The following is a 17,155-nucleotide window of genomic DNA, read 5'->3' on the forward strand; positions in this document are numbered from 1 at the left end:
GTAACAGAACGGGGCAATGGGCTAGCTTCGTGTCGGCCGCTCGTAGCCCTCGTCGCCGCCGTATACGTGCAGGTCAGGGTCGTTCTCCGGCTGGTTCGCCGGGCTGGTGGGGGAGGCGGTGTGCTCGGTGGCGAAGTCGTCCGACAGCGCGGGAGGTGCGGGGTGGAGAAAGTCGTGCCAGGTGATGACGCCCCGGGAGTCGCCGTCCGTGACGAGCTCGCCGTCCCGCTGGGCCGCGTACAGCCTGCCCGGGTAGTGCACGGGCAGGCACGGGCGGTGCACGTTCCTGGCCTGCAGCCAGGTGCGCACCAGTTCCTCGGTGTCCATCACCTGCGGTCCGCCGAACTCGAACTCCCTGCCCTCGGGCCCGCCCGCCAGCAGCGCCACCGCCAGCGCGGCGACCTCGCCCGTGTGCACCGGCTGCCAGGGCAGCGAGCGGTCCACGAGCATCACGGGAAACGACGAGTACGCCCGCAGCCGCTGGTCGAGGGACTGCTGGTACCGCGTGGCGCGCAGGACGGTCCAGCCGATCCCGCTCTCCCCGATCAGGCGCTCGGCCTCCAGCTTGCGACCGAGGAAGCCGATGGCGGCACGGTCCACCCCGACGACCGAGGTGTAAAGCAGGTGCTGCACCCCCGCCTCGCGGGCGGCGAGGAGCAGCCGCCGGGTGCCGGGGACGTCCACGGCTCCTCGGCCCTTGGGCCCGCTGGTGGCGAGGTGCGCGATCGCGTCCACGCCGTGCACGGCGTCCGCGACGCCCTTGCCGGAGACCAGGTCGCCCCAGAACCACTCGACGCGCCCGGAGCTCTCCCGCTCCTTCCGGCTCAGCGCCCGCACCCGGTGCCCCGCCCTGACCAGCGCGGGTAGCATCGCGCCGCCCAGCGTTCCCGTGGCTCCCGTGACCAGAATGCGCATGTCGCTCCACTACCCGCGAACGCCTGGAAATGACAACGAACTACGTAAAGGCGTCTGTGTCCGGCAGTGCGGGGTAGTGCCGGACGCATGGCTCAAATCGCAGCGGAATCCCTGATCGAACGGCTCGCGGAGTGGGGCGTCGACACCGTCTTCGGCCTGCCCGGCGACGGCATCAACGGCATCATGGAAGGGCTGCGGCGCCACCGCGACAGGGTGCGCTTCGTCCTCGTCCACCACGAGGAGGCCGCCGCCTTCATGGCCACCGGCTACGCCAAGGCCACCGGGCGGATCGGCGTCTGCCTGGCCACGTCGGGGCCCGGCGGCATCCACCTGCTCAACGGCCTCTACGACGCCAAGCTCGACCACGTGCCCGTGCTGGCCATCACGGGCATGCAGGAGACCTCCGTCCTGGGCACCGGCTACCAGCAGGAGGTCCACCTGGACAAGCTGTTCGAGGACGTGGCCGAGTACAACATGTTGATCTCCAACCCGGCGCAGCTGCCCTCGCTGGTGGACCTCGCGATCCGGACGTCGTACGCCCGGCGCGGGGTCTCCCACCTCACGCTGCCCAACGACATCCAGGTGGCGGAGGCGGGGGCGGACCCGTACGAGCAGCTCGGGCCGGCCAGGACGCCGCAGACCTCGCCCGTCTACCTGCAGCCGCCCGGCATCCCGCGGCAGGAGGACGTCGAGTGGGCCGCCGAGGTGCTCAACAGGGCCGAGCGGCCCGCCATCCTCGTCGGGCAGGGCGCGCTGCACGCCCGGCACGAGGTGCTGGCCGTGGCCGAGGCCCTGGGCGCTCCCGTGGTCAAGACCCTGCCCGGCAAGGCGGTGATCCCCGACGACTCGCCGTACACGACGGGCGGGATCGGGCTGCTCGGCACCCGGCCGAGCGAGGAGCTGATGGACGAGGCCGACGTGCTGTTCATGGTGGGCACGAACTTCCCCTACTCGAAGTTCCTGCCGGAACCGGGGAAGACCAGGGTGGTGCAGTTCGAGGCGGAACCGACCAGGGCGGGGGCGCGGATCGCGACCGACGTGCCGGTGGTGTGCGACGCGAAGGAGGGGCTGGCGGCGCTGCTGCCGCTGCTGTCCCGCCGGGACGGCAACGCCCATCTGGCGAAATATCAGAAGAAGATGGCGAAGTGGCGGGCCGACATGGACGCCCTGCAGAGCCCCGACCGCGACCCCATCGCCCCGCAGTACGCGATGTCCGTCGTCGACCGGCTCGCGGCCGACGACGCCATCCTGACCTGCGACAGCGGCACCATCGCCACCTGGGCGGCCCGGCACTGGACGATCCGCGGCGAGCGCGAGTTCTACCTGTCGGGCACGCTGGCCACCATGGCGCCGGGGCTCCCGTACGCCATCGCCATGCAGCACGCGTTCCCGGACCGGCAGGTCATCGCGTACGTCGGCGACGGGGGTTTCTCGATGCTCATGGCCGAGTTCCTGACGGCGGTCCAGCAGCGGCTGCCGGTCAAGGTCGTCATCAACAACAACAACTCGCTCGGCCAGATCCTGTGGGAGCAGATGGTGCTCGGCTACCCGGAGCACGGCGTGCGCTACGACCAGCCGGAGGCCGACTTCGCGGCCTGGGCCAGGGCGTGCGGCGGATTCGGGGCCAAGGTCACCAAGCCGGGGGACGTGGAGCCGGCCGTCAGCCAGGCGCTGGCCCACGACGGGCCGGCCCTGGTGGACGTGGACGTCGACCAGAACGAGCCGCCGATGCCCGGCAAGGTCTCCTACGACCAGGCCAAGAGCTTCGCGCAGGCGTTCCTGAAGGGCCAGCCGCACAAGGCCGCCATCGCCACGACCCTGTTCAAGGACCGCATCCAGAAGCTGATGGACTAGACGCTGGCCGCGCAGGCCCTGGTGATCCCGGCGGCGGCGCTCAGCAGCGGCTCGACCAGCCGGGGCAGCTCGCGCACGCGCCGGTGGGAGATCACGATGCCGAGCGCCGCGACCGGCCGCCCGTCCACCAGGATCGGCGCCGCCGCCGAGCACGAGCCCCGCGTCATCTCCTCGTACGTCAGCGCGTACCCCTGGGAGCGCACGGTCGCCAGCTCCCTGGCCAGCCGCCCGGCCTCGGTGATCGTGTGCGGGGTCGGCCGTTCGAGCTTGCGCGCCAGGTACGCCTTGACGAACCACTCCGGCTCGTACGCCAGCAGCGCCTTGCCGACGCCCGTCGGATGCATGGGCAGCCGGGCGCCGGTCCTGGACACGATGGGCACCGCCCGCCTGCCGTGCACCTTGTCGACGTAGAGCACCTCGAGCCCGTCGCGGACGGCCAGGTGCACGTTCTCGCCGGTGCCGGCGAACAACTCCTGCAGCCACGGATGCGCCAGGTCCTGCAGCCGGGCGGGCGCGAGCTGGCCCAGCTCCCACAACCGCAGCCCCACCCGCAGCCGGCCGTCGGGCGCGCGGCTCAGCGCCTGCCACTCCTCCAGCTCCGCGACCAGGCGGTGGGCCGTGCTCAGCGGCACCCCGCTCCGCCTGGCCAGCTCGGTCAGGGTGAGCTGGGGGTGAGCCGGATCGAACGCGCCGAGGATCGCGAGCACCTTGGACGTCACCGAACGCCCGGGAACGCGAGATCCACCTGCCATGGACCAATCCTGCCTACTTCTTCCACCCAGTGGAAGGGCTGGTTCGGCTGATCGCCCCTGGAGGCAGGATGCTCCATATATGCGAACTCAGGTCGGGATCATCGGGGCCGGGCCCGCCGGCCTGCTCCTGTCCCACTTGCTCCACCTGCGCGGCATCTCCTCCGTGGTGCTGGAGAAGCGCAGCCGCGACCACGTCGAGCGGCGGGTCCGAGCCGGGGTGCTGGAGCAGGGCACGGTGGACACGCTGGTCGAGGCCGGCGTCGGCGAGCGCCTCCTGCGCGAGGGGCTGCCGCACCACGGGATCGAGCTCAGGTACGACGGCGCGGGCCACCGCATCCCGTTCGAGAAGCTGGTGCCCGGCCGGCGCATCACCGTGTACGGCCAGCAGGAGGTGGTCAAGGACCTCATCGCGGCCCGGCTCGCGGCGGGCGGCGACGTGCGGTTCGAGGTGGAGGACGTGGCCCCGCACGGCCTGGAGACGGAGCGGCCGTACCTGACGTTCGGCGGCGAGCGGCTCGACTGCGACGTGATCGCCGGCTGCGACGGCTTCCACGGCGTGTCGAGGCCGTCGATCCCGGAGGGCGTTCTGAGCGTTTACGAGCGCGAATATCCCTTCGCCTGGCTGGGCATCCTGGCCAGGGTGGCGCCGTCGTCCGAGGAGCTGATCTACACCAGGACCGAGCGCGGCTTCGCCCTGCACAGCATGCGCACGCCCGAGGTCAGCCGCTTCTACCTGCAGGTCCCCGCCGGCGAGCGGGTGGAGGAGTGGCCGGACGAGCGGATCTGGGCCGAGCTGAAGGCCCGGCTGGAGAGCGTGCCCGGCTTCGCGCTGGCCACCGGCGAGATCATGGAGAAGGGCGTCACGCCCATGCGGGCGTTCGTCGCCGAGCCCATGCAGTACGGCCGCCTCTACCTGGCCGGCGACGCCGCCCACATCGTGCCGCCCACCGGCGCCAAGGGGCTCAACCTGGCCGTGGCCGACGTCCGCGTCCTCACCCGCGCCCTGGCCGCCTACTTCGAGCACGGCTCGGCCGGACTGCTCGACGGCTACTCGCGGGCGTGCCTGCAGCGGGTGTGGCGGGCGCAGCACTTCTCGTGGTGGATGACCACCCTGCTGCACACGTTCGAGGACGACGACGCGTACGCGCGCCGGCTGCAGCTGTCCTACCTGGACTACGTGACCTCGTCCGAGGCCGCGGCGACGACCCTGGCGGAGAACTACGTGGGAATGCCATGAAGATCGTTGGTACGGCGGCCGAGGCGGTCGCGGGAATCGGGGACGGGGCGTCCCTCGCAGTCGGCGGCTTCGGCCTGGCCGGGGTGCCCGCCGTGCTCATCAAGGCGCTGCTCGGGCAGGGCACGTCCGGCCTGCACGTCGTGTCGAACAACTGCGGCACCGACGGGCGTGGTCTGGGCGAGTTGCTCGCGGCCGGGCGGATCTCCCGCGTCACCGGCTCGTACGTGGGGGACAACAAGGAGTTCGCCCGGCAGTACCTGGCCGGCGAGCTGGAGGTGGAGCTGATCCCGCAGGGCACGCTGGCCGAGCGGCTGCGGGCCGGCGGCTCCGGCATCCCCGCGTTCTACACGAGGGCGGGCGTGGGGACGCTGGTCGAGGAGGGCGGGCTGCCGTGGCGCCACCGCTCCGACGGGTCGGTGGCGGTGGCGTCGCCGCCGAAGGAGGTCAGGGAGTTCGACGGCGTCCCGCACATCCTGGAGCACGGCATCCGTACGGACTTCGCGCTCGTACGGGCCGCGCGTGGCGACATCTACGGAAACCTGGTGTTCGCCAAGGCCGCACGCAACTTCAACCCGCCGGCCGCCATGGCGGGGCGGGTCACCATCGCCGAGGTCGAGGAGCTGTGCGAGCTCGACCCCGAGGACGTGCACCTGCCCGGCGTCTTCGTGCAGAGGGTGCTGGTGCTGGATCCCGGGCAGGCGGCGGACAAACCCATCGAGCGGCGGACGGTGCGTTCCTGATGGCCTGGACCCGGCAGCAGATGGCGGCCCGCGCGGCGGACGAGCTGCCCGACGGCTCGTACGTCAACCTCGGCATCGGCCTGCCCACGCTCATCCCCGCCCACCTCGGCGGACGCACCGTCGTGATCCACTCGGAGAACGGCATCCTCGGCGTGGGGCCGTACCCGCTGCCTGACGAGGTGGATGCCGACCTGATCAACGCGGGCAAGGAGACGGTCACCGTCGACCCCGGGGCGTCGTACTTCGACTCGGCGCTGTCGTTCGGCATGATCCGCGGCGGCCACGTGGACGTGGCGGTGCTCGGCGCCATGCAGGTGTCGCAGGCCGGCGACCTGGCCAACTGGGCGGTCCCCGGCAAGATGATCAAAGGGATGGGCGGCGCCATGGACCTCGTGCACGGCGCCCGCCGGGTCATCGTGGTCATGGAGCACACGACGCGCGACGGCGACCCCAAGATCCTGCCCGCCTGCACGCTGCCCCTCACCGGCCGGTCCTGCGTCGACCGCGTGATCACCGACCTGGCCGTCATCGACGTCGTCCCCGGCGGTCTGAAGCTCGTGGAGACCGCCCCCGGCGTCACCGCCGGCGAGGTGCGCGCCAGGACGGCGGCCGACCTCACAGAAGGAGCCACATGAGCCATCCTCCCAACCTGAGCCCCGGCTACCGCAGCACGGTCGCGCGCGCCCCCGCCCGCCCGCCCGTCGCCTTCAAGCTCGACCCCGACGCGATCGAGCTGACCAGCCCCGTCTTCGGCCACGAGGAGGTCGGCGCGCTCGACGCCGACCTCACCAGGCAGCACGCGGGCGAGCCCATCGGCGAGCGCATCATCGTCGAGGGGCGAGTGCTCGACGACGACGGCCGCCCCCTGCGCGGCACGCTGGTCGAGCTCTGGCAGGCCAACGCGGCCGGCCGCTACGCCCACGACGGCGACCAGCACCCCGCCCCCCTCGACCCGAACTTCACCGGAGCCGGCCGCTGCCTCACCGACGAGGACGGCCGCTACCGGTTCGTCACGATCAAGCCCGGCGCCTACCCGTGGCGCAACCACGACAACGCCTGGCGCCCCGCCCACCTGCACTTCTCCGTCTTCGGACAGGCCTTCACCCAGCGGCTGGTCACCCAGATGTACTTCCCCGGAGACCCGCTCATGCCCTTCGACCCGATCATGCAGTCGATCCCGGACGAGGCGGCCAGGCGGCGCCTCGTCGCGTCGTTCGAGCTGGACCTCACCGAGCCCGAGTGGGCCCTCGGCTACGCGTTCGACATCGTGCTCGGCCGCACCCCGACGGAGACGCCATGACCACGCCCTCGCAGACGGTCGGACCGTTCTTCAGCCACGCGCTGCCGTACGAGCGGGACTGGGAGCTCGTGCCAGAAGGGCATCCCGGCGCGATCACGCTCACCGGCCGGGTGCTGGACGGCGCCGGGGAGCCGGTGCCCGACGCCCTGCTCGAACTCTGGCTCGGCTTCACCGGGGACCGCGGCGCGCTGAGCAGGCAGGGCGGGCAGGTGTCCGGGTTCGGCCGCTGCGCCACCGCGCCGGACGGCACCTACCGTTTCCGTACGGCCCCGCCGCCGGGGCCGTACCTGTCGCTGCAGGTCTTCGCCCGCGGCCTGCTGCGCTCCGTGCTCACCCGCGTCTACCTGGAGGACGTGCCCGACCCGCTGCTCGACGTCCTCGAACCCGGGCGCAGGGCCACGCTGATCGCCGCCGGTTCTGGCGACTCCTACCGCTTCGATGTGAGACTGCAGGGAGCGGAGGAGACGGTGTTCATTGACTTCTGACGAGCCATCGACGTCCAGGGGGCCGGGCGGCGACGGCGGGCTGCTCGCGCCCGTCCGGGCGGGCACCAAGGCGGAGGCGATCACCTCGGACACGGCGTGGCTGCGGGCCATGCTGGAGGCCGAGGCGGCGCTCGCCCGCGCCCAGGGCCGCCTGGGGCTCATCCCGGCGGAGGCGGCGGCCGCCATCGACAGGGCCGCCGCCACGCTCGTGCCCGACCCGGCCGGCGTGGCCGCGCGGTCCAGGCAGTCGGCCACCCCCGTCGTCCCGCTGGTGGCCGACCTGCGGCGGGCCGTGCCCGGCGCGGCCGGCCACGTGCACAGGGGCGCCACCAGCCAGGACATCGTGGACACCGCCGCCATGCTGGTGGCCGCCCGCACGGTCCGAGCCGTCGTCGCCGACCTGGGCGCCGTCATGGACGACCTGTGCGAGCTGGCCGGTCGCCACAGGGACACGGTGATGGCCGCGCGCACGCTGGGACAGCACGCGGTGCCGACGACGTTCGGGCTGAAGGCCGCGCAGTGGCTGGCGGGCCTGATGCGCGCCCACGCCCGGCTGCGGGAGCTGCGCCTGCCCGCCCAGCTCGGCGGCGCGGCCGGCACCCTCGCAGCCTTCGCCGAGCAGGACCCGTCCACCGCGCTTCCCCTGGTCGAGGTGTTCGCCGAGGAGATCGGGCTGGCCGCGCCCGCGGCGCCGTGGCACGCGGAGCGCTCCGCCGTCACCGACCTGGGCGCGGCGCTCGCCGGCACCGCCCGGGCGCTGGGCAAACCGGCCACCGACATCATCCTCATGGCCCAGACCGAGGTCGGGGAGGTGGCCGAGTCGTCGTCCGGCGGCTCCTCGGCCATGCCGCAGAAGCGTAACCCCGCGCTGTCCGTACTGGTCAGGTCGGCCGCGCTCCAGGTGCCCGCGTACGCGCAGGTGCTCGGCCAGGTCGGCGAGCACGAGCGGGCCGCCGGGGCCTGGCAGGCGGAGTGGCTGCCGCTGCGCGAGGCGCTCCGCCTGACCGGGGGCGCGTCCGAGACCGCCGCCGAGCTGGTGCGCGGGCTCCAGGTCTTCCCCGAACGCATGCGCGCCAACGCCGGCCTGACCGGCGGGCGCCTCGTCGCCGAACGCCTGGCCGCCCACCTCGGCCGCGACAGGCTTGCCGCGATCATGCCTGGGCGCGGGCCGCTCGAACTCGGTGACGCGCTGGCCGAGGCGGGCCTGACCCGGGACCCGGACGAGCTGCTCGACCCGTCCGCGTACGTGGGCGCGGCTCCGGAGCTCGTCGACCGCATTCTCACCACCTACCGGGAGCAGCCGTGAAACTCCACCACCGCGTGGACGGCCCGTCAGGCGCGCCGCTGCTGGTGCTCGGGCCCTCGCTCGGCACCACGACAGAGGTCTGGCGCCCCCAGCTCGCCGAGCTCACCGCGTCCTGGCGGGTGCTCAGGTACGACCTGCCCGGCCACGGCGGGTCGGCGCCGGCCACCGGATTCACGATCGACGACCTGGCGGCGGCCGTGCTCGACCTCGTCGAGGACGTGCCCTTCGCGATCGGCGGCATCTCGCTCGGCGGTGCCATCGCCACCACCGTCGCGCTCCGCGTCCCCGGCCGGGTGCGCGGCCTGGTGTTGTGCTGCACGTCCGCCCGGTTCGGCGAGCCGGGACCGTGGCGGGAGCGGGCGGAGCTGGTGCGGGCCGAGGGAGTGGCCGCGCTCGCACCGGCGCTGGAGAACCGCTGGTTCACGCCCGGCTTCGACGGCCGGTGGGTGCTGGAAGGGCTGGCGGAGGTGGACGCCCCGTCGTACGCCGCCTGCTGCGAGGCCCTGGCCGCCTTCGACGTGACGGGCAGGCTCGGCGAGGTCACCGCGCCCGCGTTGGTGATCGCCGGGGCCGAGGACCCGGCCACGCCCCTCGACCAGGCGCTCACGCTGGCCGACGGCATCCCGGGAGCCTCGCTCACGGTCGTGCCGCGGGCGGCCCACCTGGCCGGCGTCGAACGTCCCGGCGCCGTCACCACCGCCATCGCCCGCCACCTGCGAGACGGCGGGAGGGAGGCGGGCATGCGCACCAGGCGCGAGGTGCTCGGCGACGCGCACGTCGACCGGGCGATCGCCGCGACCACCGGCTTCACCCGCGACTTCCAGGACTTCATCACCCGCTACGCCTGGGACGAGATCTGGAACCGCCCGGGGCTCGACCGGCGCACCCGCAGCTGTGTCACCCTCACCGCCCTCGTCGCCAGAGGGCATCTGGAGGAGCTGGCCATGCACGTCCGCGCGGCTCTGCGCAACGGGCTCACCCCGGACGAGATCAAGGAGGTGCTGCTCCAGAGCGCCGTCTACTGCGGGGTCCCGGCGGCCAACGCCGCCTTCGCGGTGGCCCGCCGCACGCTGGACGAACTTGGGCCAGATGCCCCCTGACCTTGGAAAATGCTTTAAGGTTGGCGGGTGGTTTTCGAGGACGGATGGGCGGCTTCGCCCTTGCGGTGGTTGATGAACACGCTGGGCGACGCCCAGCTCGCCAGGATGAGCGCCGACCCGGGGATGGCGGCGGCGGTCGACCAGCACGCCGCGGTGCTGCGTGACGCGATCCCGCTCGACCGGGAGACGCTGGGCGACTACCTGCTCGGGTTCCTTGACGAGCTGCGGCACCGGGGGTGGGTCTTCAGCGGCGAGCCGGACGCGCCGGCGCTCCGGCTGACGGCCGTCTGCTGGCTGTCGCGCGAGCTCGGCCTGCTCGAGGACGGCCACCCGGCCTGACCGCCCCGCCCGGCCGATCGCGCCGCCCGGCTGAGCGCCGCATGCGGCCGATCGCGCCGCCCGGTCCGGACGTTCCCGCCCGGCTCTCGGCGGCCCGGCCCGGGCCCCCGCAACAGGCCGGGCCGGTCGAGTTCGGGCGGGCCGGACAGGAGGAGGACCGTCACGGTCACTCCGGGGGCATGTCCGAGCGGGTGGTGCGCCCGCCCGGCATCGTCCGCACCTGCGTCGTCTCCTCGCTCATCGACCGGGCGTCCTCACGACCCCGCTGGTACGCCTCCGCGTGCGCCCTGGCCTGCGGCGCCTCGGCCTCGATACGGCCCAGCCAGCGCTCCCAGCGCTGCTGCATCGGCCGGATGAGCCCGCCCCCGATGCCGATGGCCGCGATCGCGCCGATGGTGGCGAGCACCGTGATCAGCACAGGCGTGGTGACGGCGGTGGCCACGCCGATCTGGTTGAGCGCGGCGATGATGCCCAGCGCCCAGATGAACACCGCGGCCAGGGTCGCCAGGAAGCGCCCGTAGGACAGACCGCCGAGCGCGCCCGAGAGGATGTCCCTGACGGCCTTGGCGATGGCGCCGGCCACCACGATGATCACGATCGCCACGATGGCCTTGGGCAGCCAGCCCACCACGGCGGCCAGCAGCGCCGAGATCGGGTTGGGCCCGAAGACGTTGAAGGCTATCTGCAGGGTGACCAGCAGGATCGCGTAGTAGACGATTCTGGCGAGCAGGCTGCTGGCGGTGTAGTCGCTCCGCTCCAACCAGCGGTGCACGCCGCTGCGGTCAACGACCCGCTCGAAGCCGACCCGTTCGAGCACCTTGTTGACGATCTTCTCCAGCACCTTCGCCACGATCCACCCGATGATGAGAATCACGATGAACGCGATCAGCTTCGGGACGAACGTTGCAATCTGCCGGAATACGTCGGTAAGTCCTTGGCCTATGTTGATGTCCACGGTTTCCTCCTCCGAGGAGCTGATGCAACGGCGCTACCCGGACCGCAACGGTCTATGCACACAGCGCCACCGAAAGCTCGCATAAGGCGACATATCGTCTTTCGGGTGCCCTATAGGGTGATCACTATGCATCGAAGCCGTTTGTACGCCCTGCTGATCGACACGCCGGCCGCCGAGGCCGACCAGGCGGCCGCCTTCTGGGCGGCGGCGCTCGGCGCCACCGCCCGGCCGCTCGAAGGGTACGAGCAGTTCATCTCGCTGCACGGAGCCGTCCCGGGGTTCGCCGTGGCCGTCCAGTCGGCCGACGACCCGTCCCGTTTCCACATCGACATCGAGTCCGACGACGTCGAGGCCGAGGTCCGGCGCCTGGTCGCACTCGGGGCCACCGAGGTGTCGCAGTGGCAGGAGTGCCGCACGCTGCGCGCGCCCGGAGGGCACCTCATGTGCGTGCTGCCGGTGGAGAGCGACCGGGAAGTGTTCGACGCCGAGGCGAAGACCTGGCCGTAACAGCGGATCAGGCCGGGCCGGACCCGGCCGCCTTCAGGTGAGCCGCCGCGGCCTGCTCCAGGTGGACGAGGTCGGAGGCGACGGTGGCGAACGTGAAGCCCTCCGCCAGGCGCCGGGCTGCCTGCTCGCCGCCCGGGTTGTGGATGCCGGCCGCGACCCCGGCCCGCTCGGCGGTCGTCCTGACCTTCTCCAGCGCCTCCTCGAACACCCCCGCGACCTCGGGGTCGCCGGGGAACCGGCCGCCGACGGCCAGGCACAGGTCGGACGGGCCCACGTACACGCCGTCCAGGCCCGGGGTGGCGCAGATGGCCTCGATGTTGGCCAGGCCCTCCGGCGTCTCGATCATGGCCAGGACCAGCACGCTGTCGTCCGCCTCCGCCGGAGTGGGGCCGATCCGCAGCATGGAGCGCATGGGGCCGTACGATCGGCGGCCCCCGGCCGGGTAGCGGGCGGCCGACACGGCGCTCGCCGCGTCCTCGGCGGTGTCGACCAGCGGCACGATCACGCCGCCCGCGCCGAAGTCGAGCGCCCTGCCGATGGCCGCGGGCTCGCCCGACTCCACCCGTACCAGTCCGGTCGAGCGACCGCCGGCGTCGATGGCCATCAGGTTGCTCAGCAGCCCGGCGTTGCCGATCAGCCCGTGCTGGCCGTCCAGCGCGATGTAGTCGTACCCCAGCCGGGCCAGGCGTTCGGTGGCGATGGGCGCGTCCAGCACCACCCAGTAGCCGACGGCCCGTTCCCGGCTGCGGATCTTCCTGGCGAACTCGGCGGCGGTCATGCGATCTCCTCTGCGCTGGTGCGGATGTGCGGGCCGGCCAGTGGGGTCACCGGTTGTACGCCGGCATCGGGCCGCGGAGCGCGTCGCCCACAGCGTCGCAGGCGGCGGCCACGTCGGCGGGCAGCGGCCCGGCTGCCAGGGCGGCCAGGTTGGCGCCGAGCTGCCCGGGGCCGGACGCGCCGAGCAGCACCGCGCTCACCACCGGCCTGCCGGTCAGCCAGCGCAGCGACAACTCGGCGAGCGGCATCCCGGCCGCGCGGGCGATCGCGCCGAGGTCCTCGACGGCCCGGAACAACTCGGCGTCCCAGTACCGCCGCCGGTACATCGCCGCCAGCCGCGAGTCGCCGAAGCGGCCCGCCTCCGGCGCCTGGTCGAAGCGGTGCCGGCCGGTCAGCAGGCCGCCGCCGAGCGGGTTGTAGACCATCGTGCGCAGGCCGGCCGCGAGCGCGAACTCCGCGTACTCGTCCTCGATCCTCCTGGCCAGCAGGTTGTAGAGCTGCTGGGCGAGCACGGGCCGTGGGGCGATCCCGGCGATCTGCCAGGCGGCGTAGTTGGACACGCCCAGCTCACCGATCTTGCCCTCGGCGACCAGCTGCTCGACCGTGCCGAGGGTGTCCTCCAGCGGCGTCGCCCGGTCCGGCTGGTGGAGGTAGAACAGGTCGACGTGGTCGGTCCGCAACCGTCGCAGGCTGCCCTCCAGCGAGGCGCGCAACCCGGCGGGGGAGAGCGGCGCGTGCTCGCCGGCGTCCGGGTGCGGGATGCCGGCCTTGGTCGCCAGCACCACCCGGTCGCGGCGGCCGCGCAGCAGCTCGCCGAGGATCTCCTCGGCGGCGCCGCCCGCGTAGCCGTTGGCGGTGTCCACGCCGCTCACCCCGGCGTCGAGCGCGAGGTCCAGCATCCGCCCCGCCGTGCCGGCGTCCACGGTGTCGCCGAACGTCATGGTGCCGAGCACCGGTTCGGGGATCATGCCTCTTCCCTTGTCGTAGTCGGCCGGCCGTCGCGCCGGGCGGTTCGCCATGGCGGCCCTCGGTCGCGGAGGGGCCGGCGCGCTCTCCCGGCCGAGCCGTTCAGCCCTTCTGCGCCGTGCTGGGGGTTCGCGCTCCTTGCGGGTAACTGTGGCATAGTGTGCGCGTTTCGTGCAATGCTTGACGCGTGATTCGCGCAGGTCTGCGGTGTTCGGAGGTGGGTGTGGGCCACTTTCCGGTGTTCGCCCTGGCCGACGACCTGTCAGGGGCGGCGGAGACGGCGGCCGTGCTCATGTCGCCCGGACGCCCCGCGCGCATCACGCTGTCGGGGCCGCCGTACGTCGCCATGCCGCCCGTCCTCGTCGCCGACCTCGACACCCGGCACCATGCCGGGGCCGCGGTCCTGGTACGGGAGGCGCTCGCCTGGGCGGGGGACCGTCACGTCCTCATCAAGATCGACTCGCTGCTGCGCGGCGACATCGCCACCACCGTCCAGGCCTGCCTGAGCACCCCCGCGCACTCGGCGCCCGCGCCCGTCGTGCTCGCCAGCGCGCTGCCGCAGGCCGGCCGCACGGTCGTGAACGGCGTACCGCTCATCCACGGGGTACCGCTGCGCGAAACACGCACCCGATCCACCACCCGACCCACCACTGGGCCCACCACCGGGCCCGGCGTTGTTCCCGCCACCGTGGCCGAGGCCCTGGGCGGGGTGCCGTCGGCGGGTGTCCGGCTGGCCGCCGTCCGTGCCGGGCGGGCCGCCCTCATGGAGGCGCTGGCGGAGGTGGCCGCGAGCGGGCGGGTGGCCGTGTGCGACGCGGAGACGGACGCCGACCTGGACATGATCGTCGCGGCCGCGCTCGCCGGCGCCCCGGCGCCCCGGCTCATCGGCGCCGGCGGCCTGGCCGCCGCCCTCGGCCGCGCCCTGAACACCGCCCCCGCACCGCTCGGGCCCCCGCCTCCTCCGGCCGGTGGATCGTCCGCGGGCGCGCCATCGTCCTCTCCGGACGGCGGGCCGTCCGCGGGGGTGCCGGTCACCGGGCCGGCGCCCCCTCAGGCCGCCGGGTCGGCCCCGGACGCGCTGCTCGTCGTGGTGGGCACGGCGGAACCGGCGGCGGCGGAGCAGGCCAGGCTGCTCGTCGCGTACGGTGCCGAGCCCGTGACTCTCGACGCGGCGGACCTCGACACGGCGGATCCTGGCACGGCCGGGGAGCCGGTCGTGGGGCGGGTGCGGCGGGCGCTGGCCGGCGGGGTCGCCGTGCTGACCGTACGCGGGCCGGCGCCGCCCGCCCTCACCGCCATCCTCGGCCGGATCGTACGTGAGGCGCTCGGAGCGACCCGTGCCGACCTGGTCCTGACCGGCGGGGAGACCGCGAGGAGGGTCCTCGACGCGCTGGACGTGCGCGAGCTCATCCCCGTGGGCCAGGTGCACCACGGCGCCGTGCACAGCCGGACGCCCGACGGCCGTTCCGTGGTCACCAGGCCGGGCAGCTTCGGCGGCCGGGACAGCCTCCTGCGCATCGCCGCCCATCTCAGGCCCGGCCGCTTCCGCACCACAGGCGTTCCCGCCACGAGCGGCACCACCTTCGACGAAAGGCCGACATGAGCAGCACCCCTCTCATCGCCCTCACCATGGGGGACGGATCCGGCGTAGGGCCGGAGGTCGTCACCGGCGCGCTCCTCGCGCCCGAGACCTCCGCGTTCTGCCGCCCGGTCGTCATCGGTGACGCGGCACGCCTGCGCAGGGCCGCCGGATCCCGCGGCCTGCGGCCGGAGGTGGTCGCGGTGGAGCGTGTGGGCGAGGCCGTCTTCGAACCTGGCCGGATCAACGTCATCGACCTGGGGCTGCTGCCGGAGGACCTGCCGTGGGGCGAGGTGTCGCCGGTCGCGGGACACGCGGCCTACGAGTACGTACGGCTGGCCGGCGAGCTCGCGACGTCGGGTGACGTACAGGCGATCTGCACGGCCCCCCTGAACAAGGAGGCGCTGCACGCGGCCGGGCACCTCTTCCCCGGGCACACCGAGCTCCTGGCGCACCTGACGGGGACGGCGGAGGTGTCGATGATGTTGTCGACGTCCAAGGTGCGGGTCATCCATGTCACCACGCACGTCGGCCTCATCGACGCGGTCGCGCGCATCGAGCCCGGCCTGGTCGAGCGGACCATCCGCCGGGGTGAGGCGGCGATGCGCGGCTCGGGCGTGGCGCGTCCCAAGATCGGCGTGTGCGGCATCAACCCGCACGCTGGGGAGAACGGCCTGTTCGGGTACGGCGAGGAGGAGGAGAAGATCGTCCCGGCGATCGAGCTCCTGCGGGCGGAGGGCATGGACGTGCACGGCCCGCTCCCCGCCGACACCGCGTTCTTCCTGGCGGGCCGTGGCGACTACGACCTGATCGTGGCCATGTACCACGACCAGGGGCACGGCCCGGTGAAGATCCTCGGCCTGGAGGCCGGGGTGAACATCACGGTGGGCCTGCCGGTGATCAGGACGTCGGTGGACCATGGCACCGCCTTCGACATCGCGGGAAAGGGCGTCGCCGACGCCGGTAGCATGATCGAGGCCCTCCGCCAGGCGGCAGAGCTGTCGTCCGCGCGGGGGGTGTGACGAGGGGGGACCATCGATGGGCCGCGCAGCGCAGGCTCGCCGCGACGAGATCGTCCGCCTGGCCACCACCACCGGGCTGGCCAGCGTCGAGGAGCTGTCGAGCCAGCTGGGGGTGACGGCATCCACCATCCGCCGTGACCTGGCTCACCTGAAGGCGGCAGGGCTGCTGGCGCGCACGTACGGCGGGGCGATGGCGGTCGTCACCCACCCGGAGGCGTCGCTGCGGCAGCGCATCGGGGAGGCGTTCGAGGCCAAGCGGGCCATCGCCGCCTGGGCCGCCGCGCGGATCCGCCCGGGGGAGACGATCCTGCTCGACTCGGGTTCGACGACGGGTGCGCTGGCCCACGAGCTGCGGCACGCCGCCGACCTGACGGTGGCCACCACGGGACTGAACGCCCTGCAGGAGCTGGTGGGCGCGACCGGCGTGCACGTCGAGTGCCTGGGCGGCACCCTGCGCCACGTGAGCCAGGGCTTCGTCGGGCCGCTGGCGGAGGCGGCGCTGAGCAGGATGACGTTCGACCGGGTCTTCCTGGGCGCCGACAGCGTCACGGCCGAGGACGGCATCTGCGAGGCCAGCCTGCAGCAGACCCGCTTCAAGGAGCTGATGATGCAGCGCTCCCGCCACATCTACCTGCTGGTCCACGCCGCCAAGCTGGGCCGCCGCCCGTTCCACGCCTGGGCCCGCATGCCCGACAGCTGGACGCTGGTCACCGACGTGTCGGCCACCCCGGAATCCCTCAAGCCGTTCATGGCGAAGGGCGTGGAGACGGTGGTCGTGGATCCGCGAACCCACGGGTAGCGGCGGCGCGTTCGACCGTGGCGGTCATGATGGAGGAACCAGGAAGCCCCAGGCTCCCGGGCGTGTGCCGCGAGCTGGGGCTGTGAACTCTGGTCTGCTGGTGGACGATACTGGGATTGAACCAGTGACCTCTTCCGTGTCAGGGAAGCGCTCTCCCGCTGAGCTAATCGTCCTTGCGAGTGGTGAACTCAGAGCGGAAGACGGGATTCGAACCCGCGACCCTCACCTTGGCAAGGTGATGCTCTACCACTGAGCCACTTCCGCGTGTGCCGCACTTTACCTTAGCGGATCCCGAGGGGTCCGCGGTCATCGAGGTGGAGACGGGATTTGAACCCGTGTAGACGGCTTTGCAGGCCGCTGCCTCGCCTCTCGGCCACTCCACCAGGAGTCTTGCTCCGAGCGGAAGACGGGATTCGAACCCGCGACCCTCACCTTGGCAAGGTGATGCTCTACCACTGAGCCACTTCCGCGTGGACCCTCAGGCGACGTGCGCCCCGGTCACAGGAAAACCATATCGTCTTC

General features: G+C 72.9%; 18 protein-coding genes and 4 tRNA genes. 13 read left to right on the top strand and 9 right to left on the bottom strand.

All coding sequences use genetic code 11. The annotated features are described in order from the left end of the window. Nucleotides 1–21 precede the first annotated feature (21 nt). Nucleotides 22–915 (bottom strand): SDR family oxidoreductase, encoded by an 894-nt coding sequence (locus ACZ6SA_RS12000; RefSeq protein ID WP_465827781.1) that lies wholly within the window; start codon nucleotides 913–915, stop codon nucleotides 22–24. Nucleotides 916–1,002: 87 nt separating this feature from the next. Here ACZ6SA_RS12000 and ACZ6SA_RS12005 point away from each other — a divergent pair, with 87 nt between their 5' ends. Further along, nucleotides 1,003–2,769: a thiamine pyrophosphate-dependent enzyme gene (locus ACZ6SA_RS12005; RefSeq protein ID WP_465827783.1), complete on the top strand. Its 1,767-nt coding sequence runs from the start codon at nucleotides 1,003–1,005 to the stop codon at nucleotides 2,767–2,769. Here the strand turns inward: ACZ6SA_RS12005 and ACZ6SA_RS12010 are convergent. Then, nucleotides 2,766–3,521 (bottom strand): IclR family transcriptional regulator, encoded by a 756-nt coding sequence (locus tag ACZ6SA_RS12010; RefSeq protein WP_465827785.1) that lies wholly within the window; start codon nucleotides 3,519–3,521, stop codon nucleotides 2,766–2,768. The two genes, ACZ6SA_RS12005 and ACZ6SA_RS12010, sit on opposite strands and share 4 nt — an antisense overlap. Nucleotides 3,522–3,600: 79 nt before the next feature. On the opposite strand from ACZ6SA_RS12010, the gene ACZ6SA_RS12015 reads away from it, so the two are divergent. Genes ACZ6SA_RS12015 through ACZ6SA_RS12050 form a run of 8 tightly spaced genes read left to right on the top strand, consistent with a single transcriptional unit; the run spans nucleotide 3,601 to nucleotide 10,028 of the window. Then, on the top strand, nucleotides 3,601–4,758 hold the full coding sequence (locus ACZ6SA_RS12015; protein ID WP_465827787.1) for a 4-hydroxybenzoate 3-monooxygenase: 1,158 nt from the start codon (nucleotides 3,601–3,603) through the stop codon (nucleotides 4,756–4,758). Then, nucleotides 4,755–5,498, top strand: a complete 744-nt coding sequence (locus ACZ6SA_RS12020; RefSeq protein ID WP_465827789.1) for a CoA transferase subunit A — start codon at nucleotides 4,755–4,757, stop codon at nucleotides 5,496–5,498. Before ACZ6SA_RS12015 ends, ACZ6SA_RS12020 begins: the two co-directional genes overlap by 4 nt. Continuing rightward, on the top strand, nucleotides 5,498–6,133 hold the full coding sequence (locus ACZ6SA_RS12025; RefSeq protein ID WP_443153962.1) for a CoA transferase subunit B: 636 nt from the start codon (nucleotides 5,498–5,500) through the stop codon (nucleotides 6,131–6,133). The genes ACZ6SA_RS12020 and ACZ6SA_RS12025 overlap by 1 nt, the downstream gene beginning before the upstream one ends. Further along, on the top strand, nucleotides 6,130–6,798 hold the full coding sequence (gene pcaH / locus ACZ6SA_RS12030) for a protocatechuate 3,4-dioxygenase subunit beta (protein WP_465827791.1): 669 nt from the start codon (nucleotides 6,130–6,132) through the stop codon (nucleotides 6,796–6,798). The genes ACZ6SA_RS12025 and pcaH overlap by 4 nt, the downstream gene beginning before the upstream one ends. Beyond that, a complete protein-coding gene (locus tag ACZ6SA_RS12035) occupies nucleotides 6,795–7,283 on the top strand; it encodes a dioxygenase family protein (RefSeq protein ID WP_347644012.1) in 489 nt (162 codons plus the stop codon). Before pcaH ends, ACZ6SA_RS12035 begins: the two co-directional genes overlap by 4 nt. Continuing rightward, a complete protein-coding gene (locus tag ACZ6SA_RS12040) occupies nucleotides 7,273–8,589 on the top strand; it encodes a lyase family protein (protein WP_465827793.1) in 1,317 nt (438 codons plus the stop codon). The genes ACZ6SA_RS12035 and ACZ6SA_RS12040 overlap by 11 nt, the downstream gene beginning before the upstream one ends. Beyond that, the gene (gene pcaDC / locus ACZ6SA_RS12045; RefSeq protein WP_347644010.1) at nucleotides 8,586–9,689 is read left to right on the top strand and encodes a bifunctional 3-oxoadipate enol-lactonase/4-carboxymuconolactone decarboxylase PcaDC; all 1,104 of its coding nucleotides are present in this window, start codon (nucleotides 8,586–8,588) and stop codon (nucleotides 9,687–9,689) included. Before ACZ6SA_RS12040 ends, pcaDC begins: the two co-directional genes overlap by 4 nt. Before the next feature lie 27 nt (nucleotides 9,690–9,716). Then, nucleotides 9,717–10,028 carry a DUF6401 family natural product biosynthesis protein gene (locus tag ACZ6SA_RS12050; protein ID WP_347644009.1) on the top strand — a complete coding sequence of 104 codons (312 nt, stop codon included), beginning with the start codon at nucleotides 9,717–9,719 and terminating at the stop codon, nucleotides 10,026–10,028. 166 nt (nucleotides 10,029–10,194) lie between these two features. On the opposite strand, the gene ACZ6SA_RS12055 is transcribed toward ACZ6SA_RS12050, so the two are convergent. After that, nucleotides 10,195–10,977 (bottom strand): mechanosensitive ion channel family protein, encoded by a 783-nt coding sequence (locus tag ACZ6SA_RS12055; RefSeq protein WP_347644349.1) that lies wholly within the window; start codon nucleotides 10,975–10,977, stop codon nucleotides 10,195–10,197. 132 nt (nucleotides 10,978–11,109) lie between these two features. On the opposite strand from ACZ6SA_RS12055, the gene ACZ6SA_RS12060 reads away from it, so the two are divergent. Next, nucleotides 11,110–11,490: a VOC family protein gene (locus tag ACZ6SA_RS12060; protein ID WP_465827795.1), complete on the top strand. Its 381-nt coding sequence runs from the start codon at nucleotides 11,110–11,112 to the stop codon at nucleotides 11,488–11,490. A gap of 7 nt (nucleotides 11,491–11,497) precedes the next feature. Here ACZ6SA_RS12060 and ACZ6SA_RS12065 read toward each other — a convergent pair whose 3' ends face one another. After that, nucleotides 11,498–12,268: an HpcH/HpaI aldolase family protein gene (locus ACZ6SA_RS12065; protein WP_347644007.1), complete on the bottom strand. Its 771-nt coding sequence runs from the start codon at nucleotides 12,266–12,268 to the stop codon at nucleotides 11,498–11,500. A gap of 46 nt (nucleotides 12,269–12,314) precedes the next feature. Next, on the bottom strand, nucleotides 12,315–13,235 hold the full coding sequence (locus ACZ6SA_RS12070) for an aldo/keto reductase (RefSeq protein ID WP_347644006.1): 921 nt from the start codon (nucleotides 13,233–13,235) through the stop codon (nucleotides 12,315–12,317). A 221-nt stretch (nucleotides 13,236–13,456) separates the two neighbouring features. Between ACZ6SA_RS12070 and ACZ6SA_RS12075 the strand changes: the two genes are divergently transcribed. Genes ACZ6SA_RS12075 through ACZ6SA_RS12085 form a run of 3 tightly spaced genes read left to right on the top strand, consistent with a single transcriptional unit; the run spans nucleotide 13,457 to nucleotide 16,633 of the window. Further along, nucleotides 13,457–14,836 carry a four-carbon acid sugar kinase family protein gene (locus ACZ6SA_RS12075; protein ID WP_465827798.1) on the top strand — a complete coding sequence of 460 codons (1,380 nt, stop codon included), beginning with the start codon at nucleotides 13,457–13,459 and terminating at the stop codon, nucleotides 14,834–14,836. After that, nucleotides 14,833–15,834, top strand: coding sequence for a 4-hydroxythreonine-4-phosphate dehydrogenase PdxA (pdxA, locus tag ACZ6SA_RS12080; RefSeq protein ID WP_347644004.1), 1,002 nt, complete (start codon nucleotides 14,833–14,835; stop codon nucleotides 15,832–15,834). The genes ACZ6SA_RS12075 and pdxA overlap by 4 nt, the downstream gene beginning before the upstream one ends. A gap of 16 nt (nucleotides 15,835–15,850) precedes the next feature. Next, complete coding sequence (locus ACZ6SA_RS12085) at nucleotides 15,851–16,633, top strand: DeoR/GlpR family DNA-binding transcription regulator (protein ID WP_347644003.1); 783 nt, start codon at nucleotides 15,851–15,853, stop codon at nucleotides 16,631–16,633. 98 nt (nucleotides 16,634–16,731) lie between these two features. Here ACZ6SA_RS12085 and ACZ6SA_RS12090 read toward each other — a convergent pair. The 4 genes from ACZ6SA_RS12090 to ACZ6SA_RS12105 form a co-directional block, all read right to left on the bottom strand. Continuing rightward, nucleotides 16,732–16,806 (bottom strand) — tRNA-Val (locus ACZ6SA_RS12090). Between the two features lie 19 nt (nucleotides 16,807–16,825). Further along, nucleotides 16,826–16,897 (bottom strand) — tRNA-Gly (locus ACZ6SA_RS12095). Between the two features lie 48 nt (nucleotides 16,898–16,945). Beyond that, nucleotides 16,946–17,016 (bottom strand) — tRNA-Cys (locus ACZ6SA_RS12100). A gap of 15 nt (nucleotides 17,017–17,031) precedes the next feature. Beyond that, a tRNA-Gly gene (locus ACZ6SA_RS12105) sits at nucleotides 17,032–17,103 on the bottom strand. Between the last annotated feature and the right edge of the window lie 52 nt (nucleotides 17,104–17,155).

It is taken from the genome of Nonomuraea sp. NPDC049378 (assembly GCF_055586745.1).